This window comes from Sporosarcina sp. P18a (assembly GCF_002743135.1).
In the GTDB taxonomy this organism is placed as follows: Bacteria; Bacillota; Bacilli; order Bacillales_A; family Planococcaceae; genus Sporosarcina.
Genome location: NZ_PDYQ01000005.1, coordinates 83,439 through 104,725 on the forward strand (window position 1 = coordinate 83,439; position 21,287 = coordinate 104,725).

Annotated in this window: 23 protein-coding genes; 11 read left to right on the plus strand and 12 right to left on the minus strand. The window is 40.7% G+C overall.

The genetic code is table 11. The features are described from left to right. Positions 1-36: 36 nt before the first annotated feature. A complete protein-coding gene (locus tag CSV75_RS13130) occupies positions 37-516 on the minus strand; it encodes an OsmC family protein (protein WP_158231664.1) in 480 nt (159 codons plus the stop codon). A gap of 156 nt (positions 517-672) precedes the next feature. Between CSV75_RS13130 and CSV75_RS13135 the strand changes: the two genes are divergently transcribed. Both CSV75_RS13135 and CSV75_RS16135 read left to right on the plus strand, forming a co-directional pair. Next, entirely contained in the window at positions 673-1,080 is a 408-nt protein-coding gene (locus CSV75_RS13135; protein WP_099676186.1) for a hypothetical protein, read from the plus strand. A gap of 164 nt (positions 1,081-1,244) precedes the next feature. Then, positions 1,245-1,454, plus strand: a complete 210-nt coding sequence (locus tag CSV75_RS16135; protein ID WP_144034784.1) for a hypothetical protein — start codon at positions 1,245-1,247, stop codon at positions 1,452-1,454. Between the two features lie 23 nt (positions 1,455-1,477). Here the strand turns inward: CSV75_RS16135 and CSV75_RS13140 are convergent, their stop codons facing one another. The 5 genes from CSV75_RS13140 to CSV75_RS13160 form a co-directional block, all read right to left on the minus strand. Beyond that, positions 1,478-1,870, minus strand: a complete 393-nt coding sequence (locus tag CSV75_RS13140) for a hypothetical protein (protein WP_099676187.1) — start codon at positions 1,868-1,870, stop codon at positions 1,478-1,480. A 393-nt stretch (positions 1,871-2,263) separates the two neighbouring features. Further along, the gene (locus CSV75_RS13145; RefSeq protein ID WP_099637007.1) at positions 2,264-3,340 is read right to left on the minus strand and encodes a S26 family signal peptidase; all 1,077 of its coding nucleotides are present in this window, start codon (positions 3,338-3,340) and stop codon (positions 2,264-2,266) included. Then, positions 3,333-3,833 (minus strand): sigma-70 family RNA polymerase sigma factor, encoded by a 501-nt coding sequence (locus tag CSV75_RS13150; protein ID WP_099676188.1) that lies wholly within the window; start codon positions 3,831-3,833, stop codon positions 3,333-3,335. The genes CSV75_RS13145 and CSV75_RS13150 overlap by 8 nt, the downstream gene beginning before the upstream one ends. 18 nt (positions 3,834-3,851) lie before the next feature. After that, a complete protein-coding gene (locus CSV75_RS13155) occupies positions 3,852-5,141 on the minus strand; it encodes a polysaccharide deacetylase family protein (protein WP_099676189.1) in 1,290 nt (429 codons plus the stop codon). Positions 5,142-5,330: 189 nt separating this feature from the next. Next, on the minus strand, positions 5,331-6,920 hold the full coding sequence (locus CSV75_RS13160; protein WP_099676190.1) for a long-chain-fatty-acid--CoA ligase: 1,590 nt from the start codon (positions 6,918-6,920) through the stop codon (positions 5,331-5,333). Positions 6,921-7,251: 331 nt separating this feature from the next. Between CSV75_RS13160 and CSV75_RS13165 the strand changes: the two genes are divergently transcribed. Continuing rightward, positions 7,252-7,692: a cell wall hydrolase gene (locus tag CSV75_RS13165; protein WP_099637003.1), complete on the plus strand. Its 441-nt coding sequence runs from the start codon at positions 7,252-7,254 to the stop codon at positions 7,690-7,692. Positions 7,693-7,861: 169 nt separating this feature from the next. Next, on the plus strand, positions 7,862-10,447 hold the full coding sequence (locus CSV75_RS13170; protein ID WP_099676191.1) for a CBS domain-containing protein: 2,586 nt from the start codon (positions 7,862-7,864) through the stop codon (positions 10,445-10,447). A gap of 77 nt (positions 10,448-10,524) precedes the next feature. Here CSV75_RS13170 and CSV75_RS16450 read toward each other — a convergent pair whose 3' ends face one another. Further along, positions 10,525-11,859, minus strand: a complete 1,335-nt coding sequence (locus tag CSV75_RS16450) for a hypothetical protein (protein WP_199171365.1) — start codon at positions 11,857-11,859, stop codon at positions 10,525-10,527. A 171-nt stretch (positions 11,860-12,030) separates the two neighbouring features. Continuing rightward, complete coding sequence (locus CSV75_RS13185; protein WP_099676192.1) at positions 12,031-12,951, minus strand: HNH endonuclease; 921 nt, start codon at positions 12,949-12,951, stop codon at positions 12,031-12,033. Between the two features lie 408 nt (positions 12,952-13,359). Here CSV75_RS13185 and CSV75_RS13190 point away from each other — a divergent pair, with 408 nt between their 5' ends. From CSV75_RS13190 to CSV75_RS13215, 6 genes are all read left to right on the plus strand, one after another. Next, on the plus strand, positions 13,360-13,806 hold the full coding sequence (locus tag CSV75_RS13190) for a LytTR family DNA-binding domain-containing protein (protein ID WP_099676193.1): 447 nt from the start codon (positions 13,360-13,362) through the stop codon (positions 13,804-13,806). A 10-nt stretch (positions 13,807-13,816) separates the two neighbouring features. After that, positions 13,817-14,239 carry a DUF3021 family protein gene (locus CSV75_RS13195; RefSeq protein ID WP_099676194.1) on the plus strand — a complete coding sequence of 141 codons (423 nt, stop codon included), beginning with the start codon at positions 13,817-13,819 and terminating at the stop codon, positions 14,237-14,239. Next, the gene (locus tag CSV75_RS13200; RefSeq protein ID WP_099676195.1) at positions 14,223-15,134 is read left to right on the plus strand and encodes an ABC transporter ATP-binding protein; all 912 of its coding nucleotides are present in this window, start codon (positions 14,223-14,225) and stop codon (positions 15,132-15,134) included. Before CSV75_RS13195 ends, CSV75_RS13200 begins: the two co-directional genes overlap by 17 nt. Before the next feature lie 3 nt (positions 15,135-15,137). Continuing rightward, positions 15,138-15,992, plus strand: coding sequence for an ABC transporter permease (locus tag CSV75_RS13205; protein ID WP_099676196.1), 855 nt, complete (start codon positions 15,138-15,140; stop codon positions 15,990-15,992). A gap of 98 nt (positions 15,993-16,090) precedes the next feature. Then, on the plus strand, positions 16,091-16,642 hold the full coding sequence (locus tag CSV75_RS13210; protein WP_099630750.1) for a hypothetical protein: 552 nt from the start codon (positions 16,091-16,093) through the stop codon (positions 16,640-16,642). A gap of 316 nt (positions 16,643-16,958) precedes the next feature. Further along, positions 16,959-17,756 (plus strand): CPBP family intramembrane glutamic endopeptidase, encoded by a 798-nt coding sequence (locus tag CSV75_RS13215; protein ID WP_158231665.1) that lies wholly within the window; start codon positions 16,959-16,961, stop codon positions 17,754-17,756. Positions 17,757-17,868: 112 nt separating this feature from the next. On the opposite strand, the gene gloA is transcribed toward CSV75_RS13215, so the two are convergent. Beyond that, on the minus strand, positions 17,869-18,249 hold the full coding sequence (gloA, locus tag CSV75_RS13220; RefSeq protein ID WP_085131504.1) for a lactoylglutathione lyase: 381 nt from the start codon (positions 18,247-18,249) through the stop codon (positions 17,869-17,871). A 104-nt stretch (positions 18,250-18,353) separates the two neighbouring features. Continuing rightward, positions 18,354-19,055 (minus strand): hydroxyacylglutathione hydrolase, encoded by a 702-nt coding sequence (gene gloB, locus CSV75_RS13225; protein WP_099676198.1) that lies wholly within the window; start codon positions 19,053-19,055, stop codon positions 18,354-18,356. 594 nt (positions 19,056-19,649) lie between these two features. Here gloB and CSV75_RS13230 point away from each other — a divergent pair. Further along, entirely contained in the window at positions 19,650-20,090 is a 441-nt protein-coding gene (locus CSV75_RS13230; RefSeq protein ID WP_099676199.1) for an NUDIX domain-containing protein, read from the plus strand. A gap of 46 nt (positions 20,091-20,136) precedes the next feature. On the opposite strand, the gene CSV75_RS13235 is transcribed toward CSV75_RS13230, so the two are convergent. Beyond that, positions 20,137-20,490 (minus strand): glycerol-3-phosphate acyltransferase, encoded by a 354-nt coding sequence (locus tag CSV75_RS13235; protein ID WP_099676200.1) that lies wholly within the window; start codon positions 20,488-20,490, stop codon positions 20,137-20,139. Between the two features lie 181 nt (positions 20,491-20,671). Beyond that, complete coding sequence (locus tag CSV75_RS13240; RefSeq protein ID WP_099676201.1) at positions 20,672-21,157, minus strand: nucleoside deaminase; 486 nt, start codon at positions 21,155-21,157, stop codon at positions 20,672-20,674. Positions 21,158-21,287 lie beyond the last annotated feature (130 nt).

The window sequence follows — 21,287 nt, forward strand, 5'->3', positions numbered from 1 at the left end:
GTTTTTTGTATATACATATCTTATATCTCTATGAAATCATTTAATATGCAATATAACTTCTTCCTTCAAACTTGAAAGGATCGGTGAACGTTCAACCGCAATAGCCGCGATCTCTGCTAGTTGTCCTTTATTCGTAGTAGACTCAGCAGATAAAACGATCATCGGTTTCATAATACCGCTATTGCCGCTTTGAATTCCTAGAAATGGGGCTTTATCGCATACGCCAGTGAAAACGATCTCTGCTCTATCCACCGTCACACCCTGATTATAGGCTTCTAAATGAAATGTAACACCAAAACTAGTAGTTGCCGCGGCGATTAATAGTTCAATCGGCATGACTTGTTTTTCTCCTGGCTTCGCAATACCTTTCAGATCAATCTCTTGTAGATCTTTCGTTTCGAGCGACATCATTTCCCCTACTACATAATGGCACGTTCCTTTCCATTCACTAATCGCAAGTGACGGATCTGCCTCTATTAATTTCTTCATTTCATTCATAATTTTTGTTGTGCTCATATTGATTGCCTCCAAATTATACTTCTTGTATCCATTATACATCCACTACCTAAATTTGCTAATGGGGAGCATACCTTTTTTCGAATACTTAATCGTGCAACTTTTTTCTATTTCCAACGTTATGTATACTACTCACCTACTGAAGGGGTGCTCTATATGTGGAAGAAGAAAATTATTTGGTTTGTCTTTGCCACTTTGTTTTTACTAGTATGTAATACGTTTTTTCTTCATCGGGCAACTGAAGATCCTTTGCTTGCTAAAAGAATTGAGGATTTAGCAAGGAGCGGTGTAACCGAAATCTCCTTAACGTCACTAACCGATTTCGAGTGGAACAAAGCGATGGTTTACGGTCCCTATACTTCGAAAGAAATGATTGAAGGATCACTGAATAGTAAATTAAAAGGGAGTACGCAAGGAATTGAATATAGAGATGATCTGTTTTTACTCGTATTCGCAAAAGATCACTACGTGGTCAAAACGGTAGAGCTATCTAGAAGAAGTGTTGATTACTCGAAAAATGATCAACTGCTCACCACTGCGGATGATGTTTTAATGATTCACTAATGCCGCTGCGTCTAATTCTGTTTGAACCATGAATCTAAGAGGATTATTAAGTGTCATAGGTAACGCCTCCTTTGCACACTATATAGAGTCAGAAAGAGAAAAGAATACAAGGTGTGGAAATATTTTTTCCACACGCACTATATCTTTTTTTGTAGTTTGTTTAAATGCTTAGGTTATTGCTGGTAACAAAACACTCGATTGGAATGGAGCAGAACGTTCGCTTGAATAGACTATTTCTATCTCAACGTCGTCAGACAATCTTCATTCTTTGGGTTGAAGCTATCTCAAGTGAAGGCAAGGCACTTGCCACATTCCATTTTTTCATCAATAAAAAACAACAGACAAGTTTTATTAAAAACCTGTCTGCCGTTTGAGATTTTCTTTATGTTTTCAGAACTTATTTCTGGAACATACTTTCAATCAAATCTTCCATATCTTCCGCGGCGTGCTGTTCCTTCGACTGTAGGACATCGAGCTCCCCGCTCTCCATCGCTTCCACGCTAAACTTCTCCGTCTTCTCTTCTACACAATCGACGAATACGGTATAGGCTACTTTCAGTTCATTGCCTTCCGTTTCAAAGGCATTCGGAACTTCCAACGCATTCATGTCAGCGAGGATCTGCTTGAACTCTTCTACTTTCACTAACCATTGTTCTTTCATCGCTGGTATATCCAGCTTTTGTTTTGAAATGAATTGTTCGGAAATGCCTTCGTACTCTTCTGACGCTATGATTAAGCGTTCATGTAATCCAATGATTTTCTGTAAGTACTCTTTTCTACTGAGTGCCATAGTATCATCTCCTAGTATGAGTTTATACGTTTAGTATTTCATCATACATCTCCTCATGCAAAGAGGAAAGTCTAGGCACTTCTTTGTTAATTTTTAAATTGAAATTCTTGCCTTTTTGATCAAACAGAACGAGTTTCGTATCCGTAACATCCAGTATGTATAAACAGCAGACCGGCTCTATATAGCGAGCGGTTGGTTGACGGCTTATGCAAAACAGTTGCCGGTCTGATGTCTTTTCTATTTCTTACTCCCATAATGCTTCCCATTTTCTTAACTAGTAAAAACCAGGCTGGCTCTATAAGCGAGCGGTTGGTTGACGGCTTGTGCTAAACAAATGCCAACCTGGTTTGCGTGAAAGACGTATGCATCACCTCCTTTACAGAGTGCTGTACATTATTTTTCCACTATCCATTGACCGGAGCTTGTATCCCTTCCCATAGTGAACACTTGCTCCACGACGCCTTCACGACCATATTGATAACGAATTTCTACTTTATCATCGGCAATCGGAATCGCTCGACGATACGCCGCCTCAAGGAATAGCTCTCCAATTCGACTCGTTTGTGCGAAGAACTCGGATTCAGGCAGTTTATCCAATCCTGTTAGCTGGTCATATAAATATAAATCAAAGTACTGCTCAGCTGTATAGTCGCTCTTGAGTTGGTCAGTCAGATAATCTATATAGATAGATTCAGTTTTTTCTTCGGTTGCCACGCCAATCAGTTCACCATAAATTTTGTGTACAGGCGTGATCGTCGCTCCTTGCACAGTGTCTTTTGCCGGGAAATGGTTCAATAACAGGTATTCCCTAGCGTTTAACAGCTGATCATAACCGCCCGCAATGGTGATATTTTGTTTCTTATACCGATCCATCAATTCGGAGGATAACTCGTGACCGTTGACGTGCAGCTTGCCATTTTGCAATACAACCCGGTCTCCAGGAACCGCTACGACTTCATAATAGACACCTGTATACGTAGGCAAGTGACTATTCGTATTCGTAAATGTGCGTACCACATCCCCGAGTTCATAGACCGAAGCATCATACAGATCTGCCTTACGTTCTATAACGGGATGATACGTATCCGGACTCCACTGTAATGAAAAGGATTCGTCATCGACATATAATAGACCGTCCACTTTCTTTACTACAGGTAATGAAGAAAATTCTTCGTAGTCAATAGCTGATAGCTGATCTTTCTTTTGTAAAGCAGAAATGATAGCCATATCGTCAAGTGGGTCGTACGGCGTTCCTGGACCTTGATCAGAAGAGAATTGATTATCTGAAACTAGGTTAAACACTAACAACAAAGCCACTACCGGTAGTGCCGCCGTGACCAGCAGCGCTTGCCAAGAAAATCGCCTGCTTTGCGAAGGTTGAAGCGTTTCATGTACCCGTTGTTTGATTCGTCGTTCCTGTTCCGTTGTATCTCCCATCATGTGGTCCAGTTTTTGTTTAAAATCATTCATTGGTTTCTACCTCCTCTTCCGCAAAAAAATCCTTGAGTTGCAACTTGGCTCTTCGTAACCGAGTCTTGACAGTATTTTCATTGAGTCCAAGAAATTCTGCGATCTCCGCAATCGATTGTTCGTCATAATAATATAAAAGTAATGGCTCGCGGTATTTCAAAGGCAGCTGGAATAAATGCTTTTCAAGTGAAGCTAGCTGCTCTTTCTCCAGTAATTGTTGTTCCGAGCTTTTAGAAGATACAAAAATTGTCTCGAACACCACATCTTTTTTATGCTTCCAGGAGCGCAAATAATCTTTTGCACGATTAGCGGTCATTTTGGTTAAGTACGTTTTAATAGACGCTTCATTACGGAACTGGTCACTCTTCTGGAAATACGTAACGAAGACTTCTTGCACGACGTCTTCCGCGGTTGACCAGTTTTTTACGTATAAATAAGCGATACGTACTAAATAACGCGAATGTTCATTCATGATTTGATCCATTTCATTCATCTAGCTAGTCACTCTCTTCTATGGCCATCTCATGTCTCCGTCAACATACGTTGCAAAATCCTTAAATGACCTTTTTTCTGTCATGCCAAAGCGGTTCACTTCATAATTGGATTGATCCCTATTGGCATAACCTTCGACTGTTGTATAGCCGATCAGTAATCCTACATCTTTCGCCGCCGCGATGAACTCTTCATTATATTGTCCATATGGGTAGGCGATGGAAACGGCTGAAGGCACGTGTTGTAAATTCTTCAGTAAGTCTTCCATGATTTCTTGTTCTGTATGTTCGAATACTAAGCCCGCTCCACTTTCTCTACCTAGTTCATGCAATGCACATGTATGGGCTTCGAACTGAAATACATCTTTCAGTTCGATAAGGTCTTCCACAGTCAAATACTTCAGAAGTCCCCCACCGTCAAATGGCGGACCGTCTTTATCTCGATCCATACGAGATGAAATAATATGCTGAGACGAAGTAAAGCCATATTGTTTCAAGATAGGATAGGCGTATTCTTTGGATGACAATAAACCATCATCAAATGTAATAATCAATGCTTTCTCCGGCACGATGAGCCGGCCTTCCAAGTAATCATACAACTGTTGTGAAGTCAGTGTCGTAAATTGCTCATCTGCCAAATACGCCATCTGCTTTTCAAAGTTCTCGAGTGAAACGGTACTGATCTCCGTTTTCATCTGTTTACGGGGTAGCACTTGGTGATACAGCAGTATCGGTAATCCTTCATCCATTTCTACTGAAGGCTTTTGAATATAACCAGCCCGTTCACCTATTTTGATAACATACCAGTCTTTTTCTTCCGCTATGACAGGATAGCGATAGCCTTTTCTTAATTGAATGAGAACAGTACTTTCAAGATTCGCTTCTGTATATACGGCTGTTTGTTGGGCTGTTTTTACAGCACCCAGTTGTTCTGTATGTAAAGGTGTTTTCATCACATTCTTTTCTACTTTTGCCTGACCTTTACGAATGAAAGCCGGCATCTTGCCTACTCGAATTTCGTAATACTCTTCATCTTCTCCGATGAGCGCAACTGCTTGATTGGCTTGCAGTTCACCAATTCGGATAAGGTTTTCTTGCTTCATAAAAATCGGTTGATTGTTTGTCAGCGTCAATACTTGATCAAATTCTTTTTCCATAATGAACGGTTTACTTTGTATCGTTTCCGCAAAAGCTGTCGCTGGTTGCTCATGGAACAATGGTACTTCATTCAATTTCCACTTGGCTTCATTTCCCATTATAAATAGGAGTAAGCTCGCAAGTAACAGCAGACAACTATATATTTTCTTCATGTGAATCCCCCTATTATCATTTGCGCACCCTATAGACGGAGGATTCCTTGAAAAGTTTCAAATTTTTTTAGAAAGATTTTTGCAGGTACTCTTTGTTGTTCAGAATCCGATGTGACTCTTCTAGTTCTTCATCATAAAAAGCACTCCTTCGCTCGTAGTAGAACGAAAGAATGCAGCCACTTGGTTCATTCACTTTACGACCTTTTCCCCTAGCTTATCCCAGTAATCATCCCGGAGCTGTACTTTCAAGATCTTTCCTGATGCCGTTTTTGGAAGCTCCTCCACAAACGTCACACCTGTCACCGCTTTAAAATGTGCTAGCTTCAATCTCGTGAAGTCTATAAGATCTGCCGCGGTCGCTTCTGAACCACGTCGCAATACGATATAAGCATGTGGTGTCTCTCCCCACTTCTCATGCGGCACAGCAATTACCGCAGCGTCTAAAACAGCAGGATGGTCATAGAGCACACCTTCGATTTCTATGGAAGAAATATTTTCACCGCCACTAATGACAATGTCTTTCTTTCGGTCCACGATATTGACGTAGCCGTGTTCATCCATCGTCCCCATATCCCCCGTCATCATATAGCCGTTACGTAACACTTCATCAGTCGCCTCTTTATTCTTCCAATACCCTTTCATGACACCATGACTACGGACCGCGATTTCACCTACTTGCTGACCGTCTTGCACCACGTCTTCTCCGTAGTCGTCAAGTAAACGAACGTCCACACCGATCATCGAATAGCCCGCTTTTGCTTTTAACTGAAGCTGCTCCTCATCCGACAAATGTTGAACCGTCGAGCGAATCGTAGAAAACAAACTTAACGGAGATGTTTCCGTCATGCCGTACACCTGAACAAATTCCCATCCAAGTTCTTTTTCGACTCGTGAGATAAACGAAGGTGGCGGAGCAGAGCCCGCAACAATCACTCGAATCTTATGAGTGAACGTCGGCTTATGTTCTTCGCAATACTGGAAGATTAAATTCAATACAGCCGGTGCCATATGCAAGATCGTCACATTGTGCTTTTCAATCGCTTCGATAATAGTCTGAGCCGACGTTTTACGTAAGCACACTTGAGAAGCGCCGTTCGCTGTATAATAAAATGGTGACCCCCAGCCGTTCACATGGAACATCGGTAGCACGTGAAGGAGAACATCCTCATCAGTGACACGCAAATGATGCATGGCACTCATGGCATGCAAATAATTATTCCGATGCGTTAGCATAACGCCTTTTGGATTACCTGTCGTGCCACTCGTATAAAGTAAACTACACACATCCTCTTCTTGCACATCTGCGCGGTCAAATGATTCTGGAGAGAATGATTCGAGCCACATATCGTAATCAACTGCTTGCGAATCATCAGCTTTATGGTGAATAATAATCTTTTCTACCGTATCGAGCGAGTGCTCAATCGGTTTGATGAGATGATATAAATCCTGGTCAACAAATAATAACTTCGACTCACTATGATTTAAGATGAATACATAATCCTCCGGCTTTAATCGTGTATTCAACGGCACCATGACACCGCCTACTTGATAGAGTCCATAAAATCCTTCAAGCATTTCAATAGAATTGCCACATAAATATGCCACATGATGTCCTTTTTCAATACCCATGTCACGTAACCCGCGTGATAACTGATTCACCCGGCCGTTTAACTGTGCGTATGTAAAAGAGCGTCCTTCTTCCCCAAAAATCGCTTCCTTATTTCCATACAACGTCACTGCACGATCTAGAAATTGCGTCAAAACCAATGGAACATGCATCTGCATACCTCCTCATTCTGTTCTACCACAATTGTATAGTAAACGTTTCCATTTTACTATATTTTCTAATAGTTCAAAACAAAAGCTTAGCGGAAATAGACTTCTTCCTTCGCATTGACGTTTCTATTAAAGAAATGAACTGTTCTATATATAGTGTACATCCGTATTCTCGACTCTCCCGACTAATAACCTTCACTCTACTATTTGAGATAATAGACTATCATCAGCTCATCGATCAACATGTTTTTTTCTTCAAAGCATTTCCCTCGATTTTTCACCAAAAGTAACATCATTTCCACTTGTTCTCATACACTATAATGAGGTGAAAACTATGGCGAGAGTCAAATACCGAGATTCAGATGTCGCATTAATGGCTAGAATGATGAGAGCCGAAGCCGAAGCGGAAGGAAATCAAGGAATGCTCTATGTCGGAAATGTCATTGTCAATCGTGCAGTAGCCGACTGCTTGGACTTCAATGATGTGCGGTCCATATACGATGTAATCTTCCAAATACAAGGTAATAATTATTCATTCGAAGCCGTACAAAAAGGAAACTTGTTTTATCAACGTGCAAGAGAATCTGAAAAAAGATTAGCTGAACGAACTTTAACTAACTGGCGACAACATCCCGCTCAATATGCGCTATGGTACTTTAATCCATATGCTCCCTGCCCCCCTACTTGGTACGGGCAACCGTTTACCGGCCAGTATAAAAATCATTGTTTCTATGAGCCGCAAGCTGGTACGTGCGAAAGTGTGTATATTGGATAAGGCTTGTACCCTATATTAGACTCAATTGAACATTTTGGCCGGTGATGATAAACTAGTTCTATAAACACAATCGAACGTAAAGAGTAACCACCTTCCACTGGGTCAGGGTAGAAGGTGGTTACTTTTCTATTTATATTACTAAATAACTTTCAAACAGGAGGTACTATCCGTGCAAATTATTACTTCACACGTCAATACCGACTTCGACGCGCTCGCTTCGATGATCGCAGCAAAAAAATTGTATCCCGACGCACAGCTCATTATTTCCGATAAGCTCGAAAGCCGCGTTCAACGTTTTCTAAATATGTACCGTGATGTCTTCGACTTTGTGCCGAGCGCTCGGGTGGACTGGGAACAAGTAACAGAAATGATTATCGTCGATGTCGCATCTTTATCTAGAATAGGCAAACTTCCTGACGATTTCGATGCATCGAAACGGAAAATCATCATCTATGATCATCATCAAAAAGGTGAAAACGACGTGCTGTATGATGAAGGCATCGTGGAATTAACTGGCGCTGCTGTCACTCTACTTATTGAAGAAATACGTAAACAAAATATAGCCATTTCCAGTTTTGAAGCTTCATTATTCGGGCTAGGCCTGTATACAGATACAGGGAAATTTACATATGCAAACACGACCGTGCGGGACATGAAGGCAGCTGCCTATTTACTCGAGCAAGGAATGAGCCTTGAAATGGTCAGTAGTTTTGCGGAAGAAACGTTAACATCCGAACAGCAAGATTTATTGGATCAATTGCTTTCACATACAGAAATTCATGACGTCGATGGTCTGGAGATTGCCGTAAGCACGCATGAACTAGATAGCTTCGTCAACGGCCTTGCCTTAATTACAACAAAGGTATTAGGCGTTAAAGGGACGGATGCGGTAATAACCGTCGTTAAAATGAAAAATACCGTGTGCGTCGTTGGCCGTGCGAATTCAGAACGAATCACGTTGCTACCTATTCTAAAAAAGCTTGGGGGCGGCGGACACCAACACGCAGGTTCCGCTACGGTGAAAAAAGGAAATAAAGAAGCAATTCTCGAAGACATCCTTAGCAGCATGGTAACGATACTACGCCCGGCAGTTACTGCAAAAGAGTTGATGACTTCTCCCGTTAAAACATTAACTCCCGATACGACGATTGAAGAAGCTGGCCGTCGTATGTATCGCTACGGACACTCCGGCTACCCTATCGTTGAAAATGGAAAACTAGTCGGTCTCATTACTAGACGCGATCTCGATAAAGCGAATCACCATGGACTTGGTCATGCGCCTGTCAAAGCGTATATGACGACTAAACTCTACACAATCGGACCGGCTGCTTCACTCGAAGAAATTCAGGAACTCGTCATTACACACAACATTGGCCGGTTGCCCGTCATCGAGAATGGAGAAATCGTTGGGATTGTGACTCGATCCAATATTATCCAAGTGCTGTACAGTGATATGACGGCTGATAAAAATGCAACAAGTACTCTCTCTTCTAATGAGCTGATTGAAAAAATGAAAAAGCAATTATCTGAAGAGGCTTTACAGCAGTTGAAAGAAATCGGAGAAACAGCCAGTCACATCGACATGCCTGTTTATTTAATCGGCGGGATTGTACGAGATATTTTATTGGACAAGCCAAATTACGACATCGATATCGTGGCGGAAGGTAATGGAATTGAATTAGCCAACAGATTGATGGAAACATATGGCGGTGACGTCATGGAACATGAAAGCTTCGGCACGGCGACATGGAACACGCCATCCGGTTTATCGATCGATATGGTGTCGTCTCGACTCGAATATTACGAACAGCCTGCTGCTTTACCCGAGATTGAGACATCCGCTCTTGTCGATGACTTGCAACGACGTGATTTTACGATCAATGCTATGGCCATTCGCCTGAATACTGAATCATTCGGTGAATTGATTGATCCATTTGGCGGACAGAACGATCTACACGAGAAGAAAATCAAAATCCTTCATAATATGAGTTTTGTCGAAGACCCTACCCGCATTTTTCGAGCGGTTCGCTTTGAACAACGATTCGGATTTTCGATGGACGAACAGACTGAAAAATTGGCACTTGAGTCTATCGACAAAGTAATCCACTTGTCACCACAACGCATTAACGAAGAGATGATCCGTTTATTTACGGAAGGCAGTCCGCAAGAAGTCATTCGACGTCTGTTCAAGTTGAATGTTTGGCAACAATTCGGTATAAACGAAAAACAGTTGGATGCATCGGTCGCGACAGCTGAAAATCTAGAACACATTTACAACGAACAAGTACGTAAGATTTCTAATTTACAAATTGCCGAAAAACCTAGTTGGTTCAATTACTTTTTACTACCATTCTATTGTAATGATAGTTTGTATGCCGCAGAGAAATTCACATTGCGGAAAAACAGAAAAAAATTGCTAGAAGAAGTCATGGAATTACAACGACATGAACAATGGAAAGAATCCAAACAAACTGGAGACTACCATCTGTTGTTGCATAACTTCTCCGATGAAGCCATCTTGTTTATTCTAGTAGCTGATCATGTGCCTTATCAGGAATCTGTTATTGCGTATTTATATAATCGCAACACACTTCAAAGTTATTTGAATGGTGGCGATTTAGTAAAAGCGGGACTCAAGCCAGGTCCAACATTTTCTAAGATTTTACTTCAGTTGGAAGTGAGTCAGCTAAATGGAGAAGTTTCATCGAAAGAAGAAGCTGATCAGTGGTTGGAAGAGTATTTGTGTACGCTATAACGAATAAACGCAAAACACCTGGCAAGTTAGAGTGACTCTCTAACTTGCCAGGTGTTTTCCTTTACTAAGGATTTTTCTTAATTCGAACCCGCTCTAAATCCAGACTTATCATAGCCGTATTTATCATAACCACGTCTATCGTAGCCGAGTTTATTAAAGCCTTTTCGGTCATAGCGGTCCGCATCATAGCCCGACTTATCATACCCCTGATCATCCCGGTCCGTTCCATTTCGATGGAGTCCTTGAGGAGTGAAGCCATTGCAGTCGAATCCTTTTGTATCATATTTCGTACCATTGGCATGTTTGCCATCCCGATTAAAACCATATCGATCATAACCGAATCGGTTGTAGCCTTCTTTATTAAAACCGTTCTTATCATAGCCTTGCAGATTAAAACCTTTTTTATCGTACCCTTGTCGATTTCGACCGTTCTTCCCGAAACCTTCTCGATCGACGCCTGCTTTGCTGAAGCCATCTCGATTATAACCTTCCCGGTCTATACCCTGTTTATTGAAACCTTGCGCATCATAGCCTTCCGAATCATAGCCAAGCGAATTTAAGCCCGATGCATCGTATCCTGCTCGGTCAAAGCCATCACGATTGTAACCGTGCTGATCATAACCTTCTTCATCATACGTCTTTTCACTAATATGTGCGCCATCGCGGGTAAATCCTTCACGATTGTATCCTCTTTTATTGAAACCTTGTGCATCATAGCCTGCTTGATCAAAGCCGTGGTCATCGAACGGACTATTATTTAAATGAACACCTTGAAAATCAAAGCCTTTGCTGTCATACATCGTACCGTTCATATGCTTGCGATCACGATTAAATCCTCGTTTGTCATAGCCGAATTTATTATAGCCTTGGCGATTAAAACCGTTCTTATCGTAACCTAGCTTATTAAATCCATCCGTTCCATAACCTTGCGCACTCACACCGTATTTATTGAAACCGTACTTGTCATACCCTTGCTTATTGAAACCCGCACGGTTGAAACCATGGACGTCATAACCGTCTCTGTTATAGCCATTCTTGTGAAAGCCTTGGCGATTGAAACCATCCACTTTATAGCCTTCTTTGTCATACCCTTGGACATTATAACCGCTTTTATTATACCCGTCTGCATCATAACCATAACGATCATAACCCGTTCGATCAAAGCCCGCTTTATTATAGCCCGTGGCCCTAAATCCTTCTTTGTCATACCCTTGATTATTATAGCCGTTTTTGTCAAAGCCCTGTGCATCAAAGCCATACTTATCAAAACCACTGGCATTAAATCCTTGTTCATTAAACCCATGACGATCATAACCAAACTTATTAAAGCCGCGTCTGTCAAAACCTTCACTATTATAAATTGTCGTATCTCGTTCTATGTTTTTATCTCTTAACGGATCCCCATAATTCATGTCGTACCTCCGCACACTATGTTATCGAATTCACTCTCTCTATGCATCATACTACAAAAAGAGGGTAAACTCACCAAGTTTTGCAAGGTGATCGGTGAAGTGTGGTGATTTAACCGGAACTAGAGCGTTTATATACGACGACAGACTTACTATGCAGTGTAGCGGGTAGATCTATTCCTTAAACATATGCTTCTTATGCCATTTCAAATACGGCTTGTTCTTTTCCGTTCGGTTCACTCTCATCTTGTTATGCAATCCATACTTCTCGTAATCCCCTTCAGGAATGCTAGATGAAATATGAATTTTGCCTGTTCCGTCAAACGCAATGAAGCCGTTATGATAGAGCGCATCATGATTGCGACAGAGAAGGATGCCGTTGTTCGGATCGATGCGTTCGTTATTCGTGCAATCTTTCCATGGTTTAGCGTAGCTAGCTTGCAATAATTCCGGTAGCTCGATGTCGCATAGAGCGCACTGGTCGTTCCAGAGCTGCATAAGTTCATGGCGGAATCGCTGCTGTCCCATTCGCACTTTCGTTTTCGTTTCCGACTCGGTTTCAGCAAGTACCGGAATGAGGAAATCATGCTCCGTCTTCTGAACGGTCCCCATAACGAACTCCAATTGTTCTTCATCGATTTCATAGATATTTAAATCCGCAATCAACTCAACCAATTTACAAGTCAGTTCTTCGTTACAAGGATAAAGATAGCCTTGATTTCCATTGCCGTTCTCTTGAAATGCCGAGTATTTAATCGGCAATAGTGGTAGAAGTTCATGGAAACAATCCGCAACTGTCAACGGTTTATCGAGTTCGTGATACTCCACTTCCACTAAATACCCTTTGGCGTCTTCACTGTCTGTCAATGGAATCGCAGACGGCTTTCGCTCCTCGCGGTAACTTGACTTCGCTACACTTATGGCGACAATATCCCCTTTTACATAATGAAAGATACGATCTCCTTCACGCACTTCTTTCATCCGTTCCCAAAAATGATGATCATTGCCTATACTGTCTTGTTGCAATGACCAAAGCACACCTAACTCTTTCTCTTCATCGTATGTACGTCCTTGCATAACGATATAACTTTGCATCGTGCTTCACTCCTTTACGAACTGATGTATTGCTTCTCTCTTGATTATAACGAAATTGACAACCTTTCAACAGCCGATTGATAAATTGCATGGCGTTACCTTTCTATTCAGTTAAAACAGTGACTAGTGAAATACAAAATTCTTAGACATTTACGCTAGAAAAAACTCTTTACTTAGTTCATTTCTTTAATAAAGTCTCCTACTCCTTACTAAAATAAGGAACCACTACATTATAATGCGATTATTTTCATCTGCTTCAGCGTTACGAAATGTCCAATTAATTCACCAATCATTTGAACCGTAACGGCTCTTTATGCAACTAAGCCCCTTCTATATGCAGGTCACTGTAAAAGCTATTGTTCGATTTCCATGACCGTGATACGATTCAGCCATGAAGACTAACTGGGGGTGACGACCATACGGCTGAAAATTGAAGAATCCGCTAAATTTCAGGAGATTGAAATCACCATTAAATGTCCTGAAGTGGATGAACGCTTATCCCGGCTTATACAGCAGATCAATCAAATGATGTATAGCTTTACAGTTACAAAAGATGACGCTGTGTATTCGATACAATCCAGTGATGTTCTATATATCGAGACAGTGGACAATGCATCCTTTTTATACACACAAGAAGACGTCTATGAAAGCGAATTGAGGCTTTATGAATTTGAGAATCTATTGAAAAATACGCGATTTCTACGAGTTAGCAAACATATGATGGTCAATACATCCAAAATAGAAAGTGTGCGTGCGTTATTGAATGGGCGATTTGAAGCCACCTTAGAAAACGGTGAAATGGTGATCGTGAATCGACACTACGCAAAAATATTTCGAAAGCATTTCCTAGGATGAGGTGATCCAGTTGAAAAATCTTTTACTCTATATAAGCGGGGCTTGCTTCGCGTTTACATTCAGCACAATCGTCTACTCTTTATTCCGGTTACTTGGAATCTTCCCTCCACTGACAGAAAAAATGACTCTTTCCATGCTAGTCATTTCCATCGTCATTACGATTCTCATTTGGCTTTCGCATCTATTGCCACTAGAGAATCCAATGTGGGTGTATACATTGGAAGCTAGCTGCGTCATGACTGTGATGATCGTAGCGGGTGCATTTTTCAACTTATATCCTTTCGGGCTGTATAATGTCGTGATGGTTGTACTGGTGGGGCTTATTGCGTATGGCTCTGTTATTTCACTTATTTATTTACACAATAAAGCAGACGAGATGAAAATAAATCATATGATTTGGCAGAGGAGGAAACAGGATGCAGACAATCATTGAAGTGGAGAATATCAGTAAATCTTTCGGTCATGTGAAAGCAGTTGACGAGTTGAATTTCTACGTGACAAAAGGAAGTCTATTCTCATTTCTTGGAACGAACGGTGCCGGTAAATCTACCGTGATTTCTATTATTTTAACCGTGCTCCAACCGGACAGCGGCTCCGTAACGGTCAACGGATTTACGGTTGGTAAAGAGGATGAATTCATTCGAAAAGAGATCGGAGTCGTCTTCCAAGAAAGCTTGCTAGATCCACTATTGTCTGTACAAGAGAACTTGGCAATTCGTGCACAATTATATGGAATGGCGAAGCATGAAATACTGTCTGCCATACAGCGATGCGCTGAAATTGTAGATATTCATTCCATCCTGAAGCAGCGATACGGCAAATTATCTGGCGGCCAGAAGCGAAGAGTCGATATCGCACGTGCCCTTCTCCATCAACCCAAAATTTTGCTGCTCGATGAACCGACAACAGGACTCGATCCTCAAAGTCGTCAGCAAATCTGGAAAATGATCGGACACTTACAAAAAGAACATGGCATGACCGTTTTTCTGACTACTCATTATATAGAAGAAGCCGCGAATTCGGATTTTGTTATAGTCATAAAAGAAGGACGGATTATCGCCAAAGGCACTCCGATTGATTTAAAACAGCAATACTCTGCTGATCGCTTATTTATTACGACAACCGATCACACTGCACTGCGCACGCAATTTCTACATGATCATGTGCTGTTTCAAGAAGAAACTGGAGGATACACAATCGATTTGCCGAATACGATAGCAGCTATTCCTATACTACATAAATACCAATCGCTTATTTCGTCTTTTGAAGTACGAAAATCTAGCTTGGATGATGTCTTTATCCGTATTCATGATCGAGAGGGTGTGTAGACGATGCTAGTTTTCGCTAAAAGAAATGTACTGCTCTATTTTCGGGATAAGTCTGCAGTGTTTTTCTCATTGCTAGCTGTGTTCATCTTGATTGCACTCTATGTATTCTTTCTTGGTGATCTGATCGCGGATGGAGTGCCAGACTTTCCAGCAAAGCATTGGCTGTTGCTGTCTTGGATTATTGCAGGAGTCGTCACGGTTACGAGTGTGACGACTACATTAGGCGCATTCAGTGTGATGGTAAACGACCAAGCAACCAATGCCTATAAAGATTTCCGTGTCACACCAATTAAACAATCCGTATTACTCGGTGGCTATATAATTAGCTCACTCTCCACAGGATTTCTGATGTGCAGTATGACTCTTCTTGTAGCAAACGCTATGCTTTTCGCCACTGGGGAGCCGGTACTTTCATTCATACAAATCATTCAATCGGTAGGCGTCATATTTCTAGCCGTTCTGACTGCTGGTTCCATGATCTCTCTACTCGTTATTTTCTTTAAAACCTCCCCTGCATTCGCTGCGGCTAGTACAGTAATTGGTACATTGATCGGTTTTCTTACAGGTATCTACATTCCAATCGGCACTTTACCTGCCTACTTACAAAGTATGATACACATCTTCCCCATCTCACATATCGCTACTTTGCTTCGCCAAATTCTCATGGACGCTCCTATGGCTGAAGCATTCGCTCAAGCACCCGTTGAAGTGAAAGAAAGCTTTCAGTTGAATATGGGCGTATTTTTCAAAGTAAATGGATGGCAAATCTCTCCATTCGTCAGTGTCGTGTATCTCCTACTAATCACCATCATTTTCTTTATACTTTCAGTTAGTGTGATGAAGTATAGTAGAAGATAAGTATTAAACCATTAAATGGCATCCAATCCATAAACGATTTAGAATATTTATGCTATGATACGCATAACCAATATCACTCTAGTAAAAGAGGTGAATGAATGGATTTCATTGCTTGGACGATTATTGCTTGTGAAATAGGCTTTTGGGTCGTTATTCTTGCTGGCCTCATTACACGATATGTATTTAATAAAAAACGGCTCGGCTTATTTTTTCTAGCGTTAACACCAGTCATCGATTTACTATTGCTAGTCGTCACGGCGACTGATCTTTATAACGGCGCTATTGCCACTCAAGTTCATGCCATTGCGGCGATTTATCTCGGGGTATCGATCGCATTCGGAAAAAGTATGATTCGCTGGGCGGATGAATGTTTTCTTTACTACGTCAAGAAGCAAGGCACAAAACCTGCGAAGAAAACAGGATATGCGCATGCACGCCATTCCGTGAAAGGTGCGTTGCAACATGTACTAGCGTTTATCATCGGTGGCGGATTCTTGGTTGCAATGATTTACCTAATTGGAAATGCCAACAAAACGGAAGCTTTATCTCAAATGTTGAAGCTTTGGATGCTCATTGTAGGCCTTGATATCGTGATCTCACTCTCCTACTTCATTTGGCCACGGGCTGAAAAACTTCATCGGCATAGGTAACATGCTGTTCTTATGGAGATACGGGTTCGGTACATGGAAGTTTTTTTAAAATGCATGGCATCTAGGGACTCAATTCGTACATGAGTGGGTGTCCCTATTTTTGTTTTTGAATTAACGTTACAGTCAACTATCCATAGTAAATCGCCTTATGATAGGCAGACGAGTTTTCAACAGCGCATAAATTTATGTACTCCTGCTAATTATGTTGTCAAATGCATGTTCATTGATGAATGGAATGGTTTCCTAGAAAAGAGGATGCAAATTATAAAGAATCTTAATTTGAGGATTTTCCAACTAATATACGAGGGGGATGTATATGACAAAGCAAAAAAGTGTTAAAGGATTATTAATTTATCTTTTAGTTAGTATCATTGCAATGTTTTTCCTTTATCTAATTGGACTATCGATATTATTGACTAATCCGACCGAATTAAAGCAATTGAGTGAAATGATGGGGATTTCGGGACCACCTGAAATTTTAGCCTTACTCGCCATAATCCCTAATTTCATCATAATAATAGTAGTTCTTGTAATTGGATTTTTCACAGCTCATAAAGTTGGTTTGAAATCTGTAGTTATTCACCCTAACGCTAGAGTAAAGTCAAAGTCAGATTGGATAAATGGTATTAAACTAGCTATAATACTAGGGTCGATTGCAGCTGTCGTTGTGATTGGATTCAATTATCTTTTTCAACCGTTCTTACCAGATAGCTTAATCGAAACATTACAACCGTATACTGCATTACACTTTATATCGGCTTTACTCTACGGAGGGGTTGTTGAGGAACTAATAATGCGTTTCGGTGTAATGAGCTTGTTGGTTTTTATTTTTTGGAAATTATTTAATCGAAAATCGAAAAAACCTACTAATTGGATCTTTATCCTTGCCATATTCATTAGCGCATTAATATTTGCATTAGGTCACTATAGCGCAACCTCACATATGACAGAAATGACCGCATTCATTTGGTTCCGAATGATTCTACTAAATGGTATAGGTGGCTTATTCTTTGGTTGGATTTATTGGAAGCACAATCTAGAGCTTGCAATGCTTGGACATATGTTTGCACATATAGTTATGAATTTAATAATGTTAGTTATCTCATTTTCATAATAAGACGAGAAATGACACGACATTAAAATAAAAGCCTAATCCTCATTTCTCTATTTAATAAGTAGAGGGTGGAGGGTTAGGCTTTTTACAATCATTTTGTATTTAGAAAGTTTTAGTGCTTACGCTTAACTTCGATTCTATAGCCATCAGGGTCAGTTACAAAGAAGTAAGAAGGTGTTCCGCCTGCAAGTCCTTTCAAATCACCTGTTTCATAAGAAGAAGCTTTACAAATTTCATGCATTTTCTCTAAGTCATCTACTGTTACGCCTAAATGACTAAAACCATTTCCTATAACATATGGTTCTGCATCATAATTATACGTAAGTTCTATCTGTACGGAAGAACCTGGTGAATTTAGGTAGATTAAATCAAATTTATGCTCAGGGAATTCTCTGCGACTGGCTACTTCAAAATCAAAAAGCTCCGTATAAAAATCTAAAGTAGCATCAATGTCTCTAACACGTAAACAAATTTCAACAAGCACTTGGTTCATTACTATCATCCTCCATCATTTTATTGAACTCATTTTAACATAGATACTATATTACTACACTTGATACGATACATCATTCGGCAAAAAGCAACCCCGTAATGGTTCTAGAAGTTATCACGCGCGTTACGTAATTCGGTAAAGTCCTCCAAGGTGTCCACTTGCAGAAAGACGTTAATTTCCTTCTCCTTGCCGATCGTTGACGGGAGCGTTGGCTGTCCTTTCGCACGCAATTCCTGGACTTCTTCCAATGATTTGGAGATTTTTTTATTATCGGGATGCATTTCGTATGCAAAACGTAAATTAGTTTCGGTATACTCGTGACCGGGATAAACATGTACATCATCATCCAAGCGCTTAAATTTCTGCAAAGTTTCATATTGAGCTTCGTAATCGCCGGTGAAAACCCGACCGCATCCTGCTGAAAACAAGGCATCCCCGCAAAAGAGATGATTTCCCATTAAAAAACTGATATGGCCATGCGTATGACCGCCTGATTCGTAGACTTGGAAAGTTTGGCTCAACAAATTAAAGGAGTCCCCTTCCTTTACAACACTATTCACCAAGTCTTTCGTTTCTTTCGGTCCATAAACAACACTTTCCGGATGACTCTCTAGAATCTCCCGTACCCCGCCGGTATGATCATCATGCATATGAGTTAAAAGAATGGCCGCCAAACGAAGCTGCTTTTTTTCAAGATAATCAAGGACACCTTTCGCTTCTCCTGGATCAACCACAACTGCCTCTGTTTCTTCTTGAATACACCATATATAATTATCAGAAAAGGCTTTGATTGGATGAATAATCACTTTATGATTCCTCCCCTTTTTAACTAGTTAATTTGCGGTTTGGAGACTTTTTCCCCTTCCACCGACAAGTTTACATTTATCCTGCTAGCATAACACAGGGATTATTATTACACATGAAGGAGACCACCTCCTCTGTCTGTAATTCAATCCTTAATCCTGTCATTTTAAAAAAGGTTTGTCTATCATTTTGCAAAACAGTTTTCAAATATCTTCCTAAACGCTTTCAGTTTCGTTATCATTATTTTCCTTCGGGAGCCATTATGAAACAAGGCTTTGCAATTGGAATGGCGGAACTATCAGGATTTTTCTGCATGCTTACGCAATTAAACGTGAAATAGAGTGGGCGGGTAAACGTTTTCTTTACTACGTCAAGAAACAAGGCACAAAACCTGTGAAGAAAACAAGATATGCGCATGCACGCCATTCCGTGAAAGAATCCTTGCATCTTTTACTAGCATTTATCATCGGTGGCGGGTTTTTGTTTGTAATTAATTGAAAATGTAAAAATGTAATAGGAGTTTTATGTTAAAGTGGATTATAAGAGGTTAGCTTATTAAGCAAACCATCCATTCCCTTGAAGAAAGGAGTTTTGATTTGAAGAAAATTGATGATTTAAAAGCTGGAGTTGCTGTAATTATTTTAAACCAAGAGAATCAAGTTCTATTGCAAAAAAGAGCTGATGTGGGCTTGTGGGGAATCCCCTCAGGACATGTGGAAATTGGTGAAACAGTGTCTGACGCAGTCATGAGAGAAGTAAAAGAAGAGACTAATTTAGACATAAGAATTGAAAAGCTGATTGGTGTTTACTCCGATCCCGATTCACAAGTTTTCAATTATCCAAATGGCAAGTCAGTGCATTTTATAACGACTTGTTTTCTTGCTGAAATTACAGGTGGGGAACTTAAATGTAATTCAGATGAATCGCTTGAAATTAAATTTTTTGATCAGGACAACTTACCAGAGGATTTGTTAACAATGCACCCTCAATGGTTAGAGGATGCCCTTTCAAAAAAAGAAGCGGCATTTATTCGCTGATCAATATTCTAGAATTGGGCGCGATTGTGGCACAAGGTGTACGCAGTCACTTAATTGATTGGAGCGAAAGACAGCCGACACCAAGAGAATCAGTGATTGCCGTAACGAAGAACGACTTTTGCGAATGAAGCGTAGCGAGAAGGAGCACATCTTTGCATTGATAGGCGAAACACCCAACGATTGGTAACGCTTCTTTGATCGCATCTAGAAGCAATACCACAAAGAACAACGACTTCCCAAGCACGCTTTCCGCATTAAGCGCACCCTGATTGCCACTACCTTCTACTCGTAAATCTACCCCTTTACTTTTCCCTAAATATAGTGCTGGCAATATTTCATCAACTAGGTACCAAAAGATGAAGAAAATGATGAGCCGTATCAAATGTCGGTGCCCATCCATACTGTATATGCATCCACGACATGTCTAAACAACTTAACTGTCTAGTTCGATTATTTAATGAAATACACTATTTTCAGATATTTTATCTACTTGATACAGAATTAGATCCCGCCAACTTTTTAATGGAAATTATGAAATAAAAAGAGAGCCAAAACAAAAGGCTCTCTTCACGTAATCTACTTCAATTATTCTTCTGATAGTACTGCCGTTGCAACTCTCGCACTTGCTCCGCATACTCTTCTATCGGCCCAACTACTTCTATAGCAGGCACCATTTCTTGAATTGGATAACTATTCACAGGAGCAGGCGTCGTGACACCCATATCTTTCTTCCACTGCGTTAACTGTTTCGATGAACTCGCATACACAATTCGTCCCAAACCGACTAACCCATGGGCTGATGCACACATCGGGCAATGTTCACCTGACGTAAACACTGTCGCTTTCGCTCTGTCATCTGCGTCCAAATGGTCTGCGGCCCAACGTGCTAAAGCGAATTCCGGATGTTGCGTTGGATCGCCACCACTTGTACGATTATGATCTTCAGCTAACACTTCACCACTCGCTGAAACCAACACCGAACCAAATGGCTGATCTCCTTTATGTAGCGCAATTTCCGCTAATTCGACAGATCGTTGTAAGTGCTTCATTTCACTTTCTTGTAACATGAATGAATCCCTCCTTATTCTTCACTTCCCTTTATAGCACTTCTCTTAACATACATACACCATTATGTTTCCAATTCTACCATCTACTTCTCTACTAGGTACCAATAATCATATCCTACTTTCCTAGTTT

Bases quoted from the DNA above. Each gene is read 5' to 3' on its own strand.
- CSV75_RS13130 (WP_158231664.1), bottom strand. From the start codon at position 516: ATGAGCACAACAAAAATTATGAATGAAATGAAGAAATTAATAGAGGCA.
- CSV75_RS13135 (WP_099676186.1), top strand. From the start codon at position 673: ATGTGGAAGAAGAAAATTATTTGGTTTGTCTTTGCCACTTTGTTTTTA.
- CSV75_RS16135 (WP_144034784.1), top strand. From the start codon at position 1,245: ATGCTTAGGTTATTGCTGGTAACAAAACACTCGATTGGAATGGAGCAG.
- CSV75_RS13140 (WP_099676187.1), bottom strand. From the start codon at position 1,870: ATGGCACTCAGTAGAAAAGAGTACTTACAGAAAATCATTGGATTACAT.
- CSV75_RS13145 (WP_099637007.1), bottom strand. From the start codon at position 3,340: ATGAATGATTTTAAACAAAAACTGGACCACATGATGGGAGATACAACG.
- CSV75_RS13150 (WP_099676188.1), bottom strand. From the start codon at position 3,833: ATGAATGAAATGGATCAAATCATGAATGAACATTCGCGTTATTTAGTA.
- CSV75_RS13155 (WP_099676189.1), bottom strand. From the start codon at position 5,141: ATGAAGAAAATATATAGTTGTCTGCTGTTACTTGCGAGCTTACTCCTA.
- CSV75_RS13160 (WP_099676190.1), bottom strand. From the start codon at position 6,920: ATGCATGTTCCATTGGTTTTGACGCAATTTCTAGATCGTGCAGTGACG.
- CSV75_RS13165 (WP_099637003.1), top strand. From the start codon at position 7,252: ATGGCGAGAGTCAAATACCGAGATTCAGATGTCGCATTAATGGCTAGA.
- CSV75_RS16450 (WP_199171365.1), bottom strand. From the start codon at position 11,859: ATGAATTATGGGGATCCGTTAAGAGATAAAAACATAGAACGAGATACG.
- CSV75_RS13185 (WP_099676192.1), bottom strand. From the start codon at position 12,951: ATGCAAAGTTATATCGTTATGCAAGGACGTACATACGATGAAGAGAAA.
- CSV75_RS13200 (WP_099676195.1), top strand. From the start codon at position 14,223: ATGCAGACAATCATTGAAGTGGAGAATATCAGTAAATCTTTCGGTCAT.
- CSV75_RS13205 (WP_099676196.1), top strand. From the start codon at position 15,138: ATGCTAGTTTTCGCTAAAAGAAATGTACTGCTCTATTTTCGGGATAAG.
- CSV75_RS13210 (WP_099630750.1), top strand. From the start codon at position 16,091: ATGGATTTCATTGCTTGGACGATTATTGCTTGTGAAATAGGCTTTTGG.
- CSV75_RS13215 (WP_158231665.1), top strand. From the start codon at position 16,959: ATGACAAAGCAAAAAAGTGTTAAAGGATTATTAATTTATCTTTTAGTT.
- gloA (WP_085131504.1), bottom strand. From the start codon at position 18,249: ATGAACCAAGTGCTTGTTGAAATTTGTTTACGTGTTAGAGACATTGAT.
- CSV75_RS13235 (WP_099676200.1), bottom strand. From the start codon at position 20,490: ATGGATGGGCACCGACATTTGATACGGCTCATCATTTTCTTCATCTTT.
- CSV75_RS13240 (WP_099676201.1), bottom strand. From the start codon at position 21,157: ATGTTACAAGAAAGTGAAATGAAGCACTTACAACGATCTGTCGAATTA.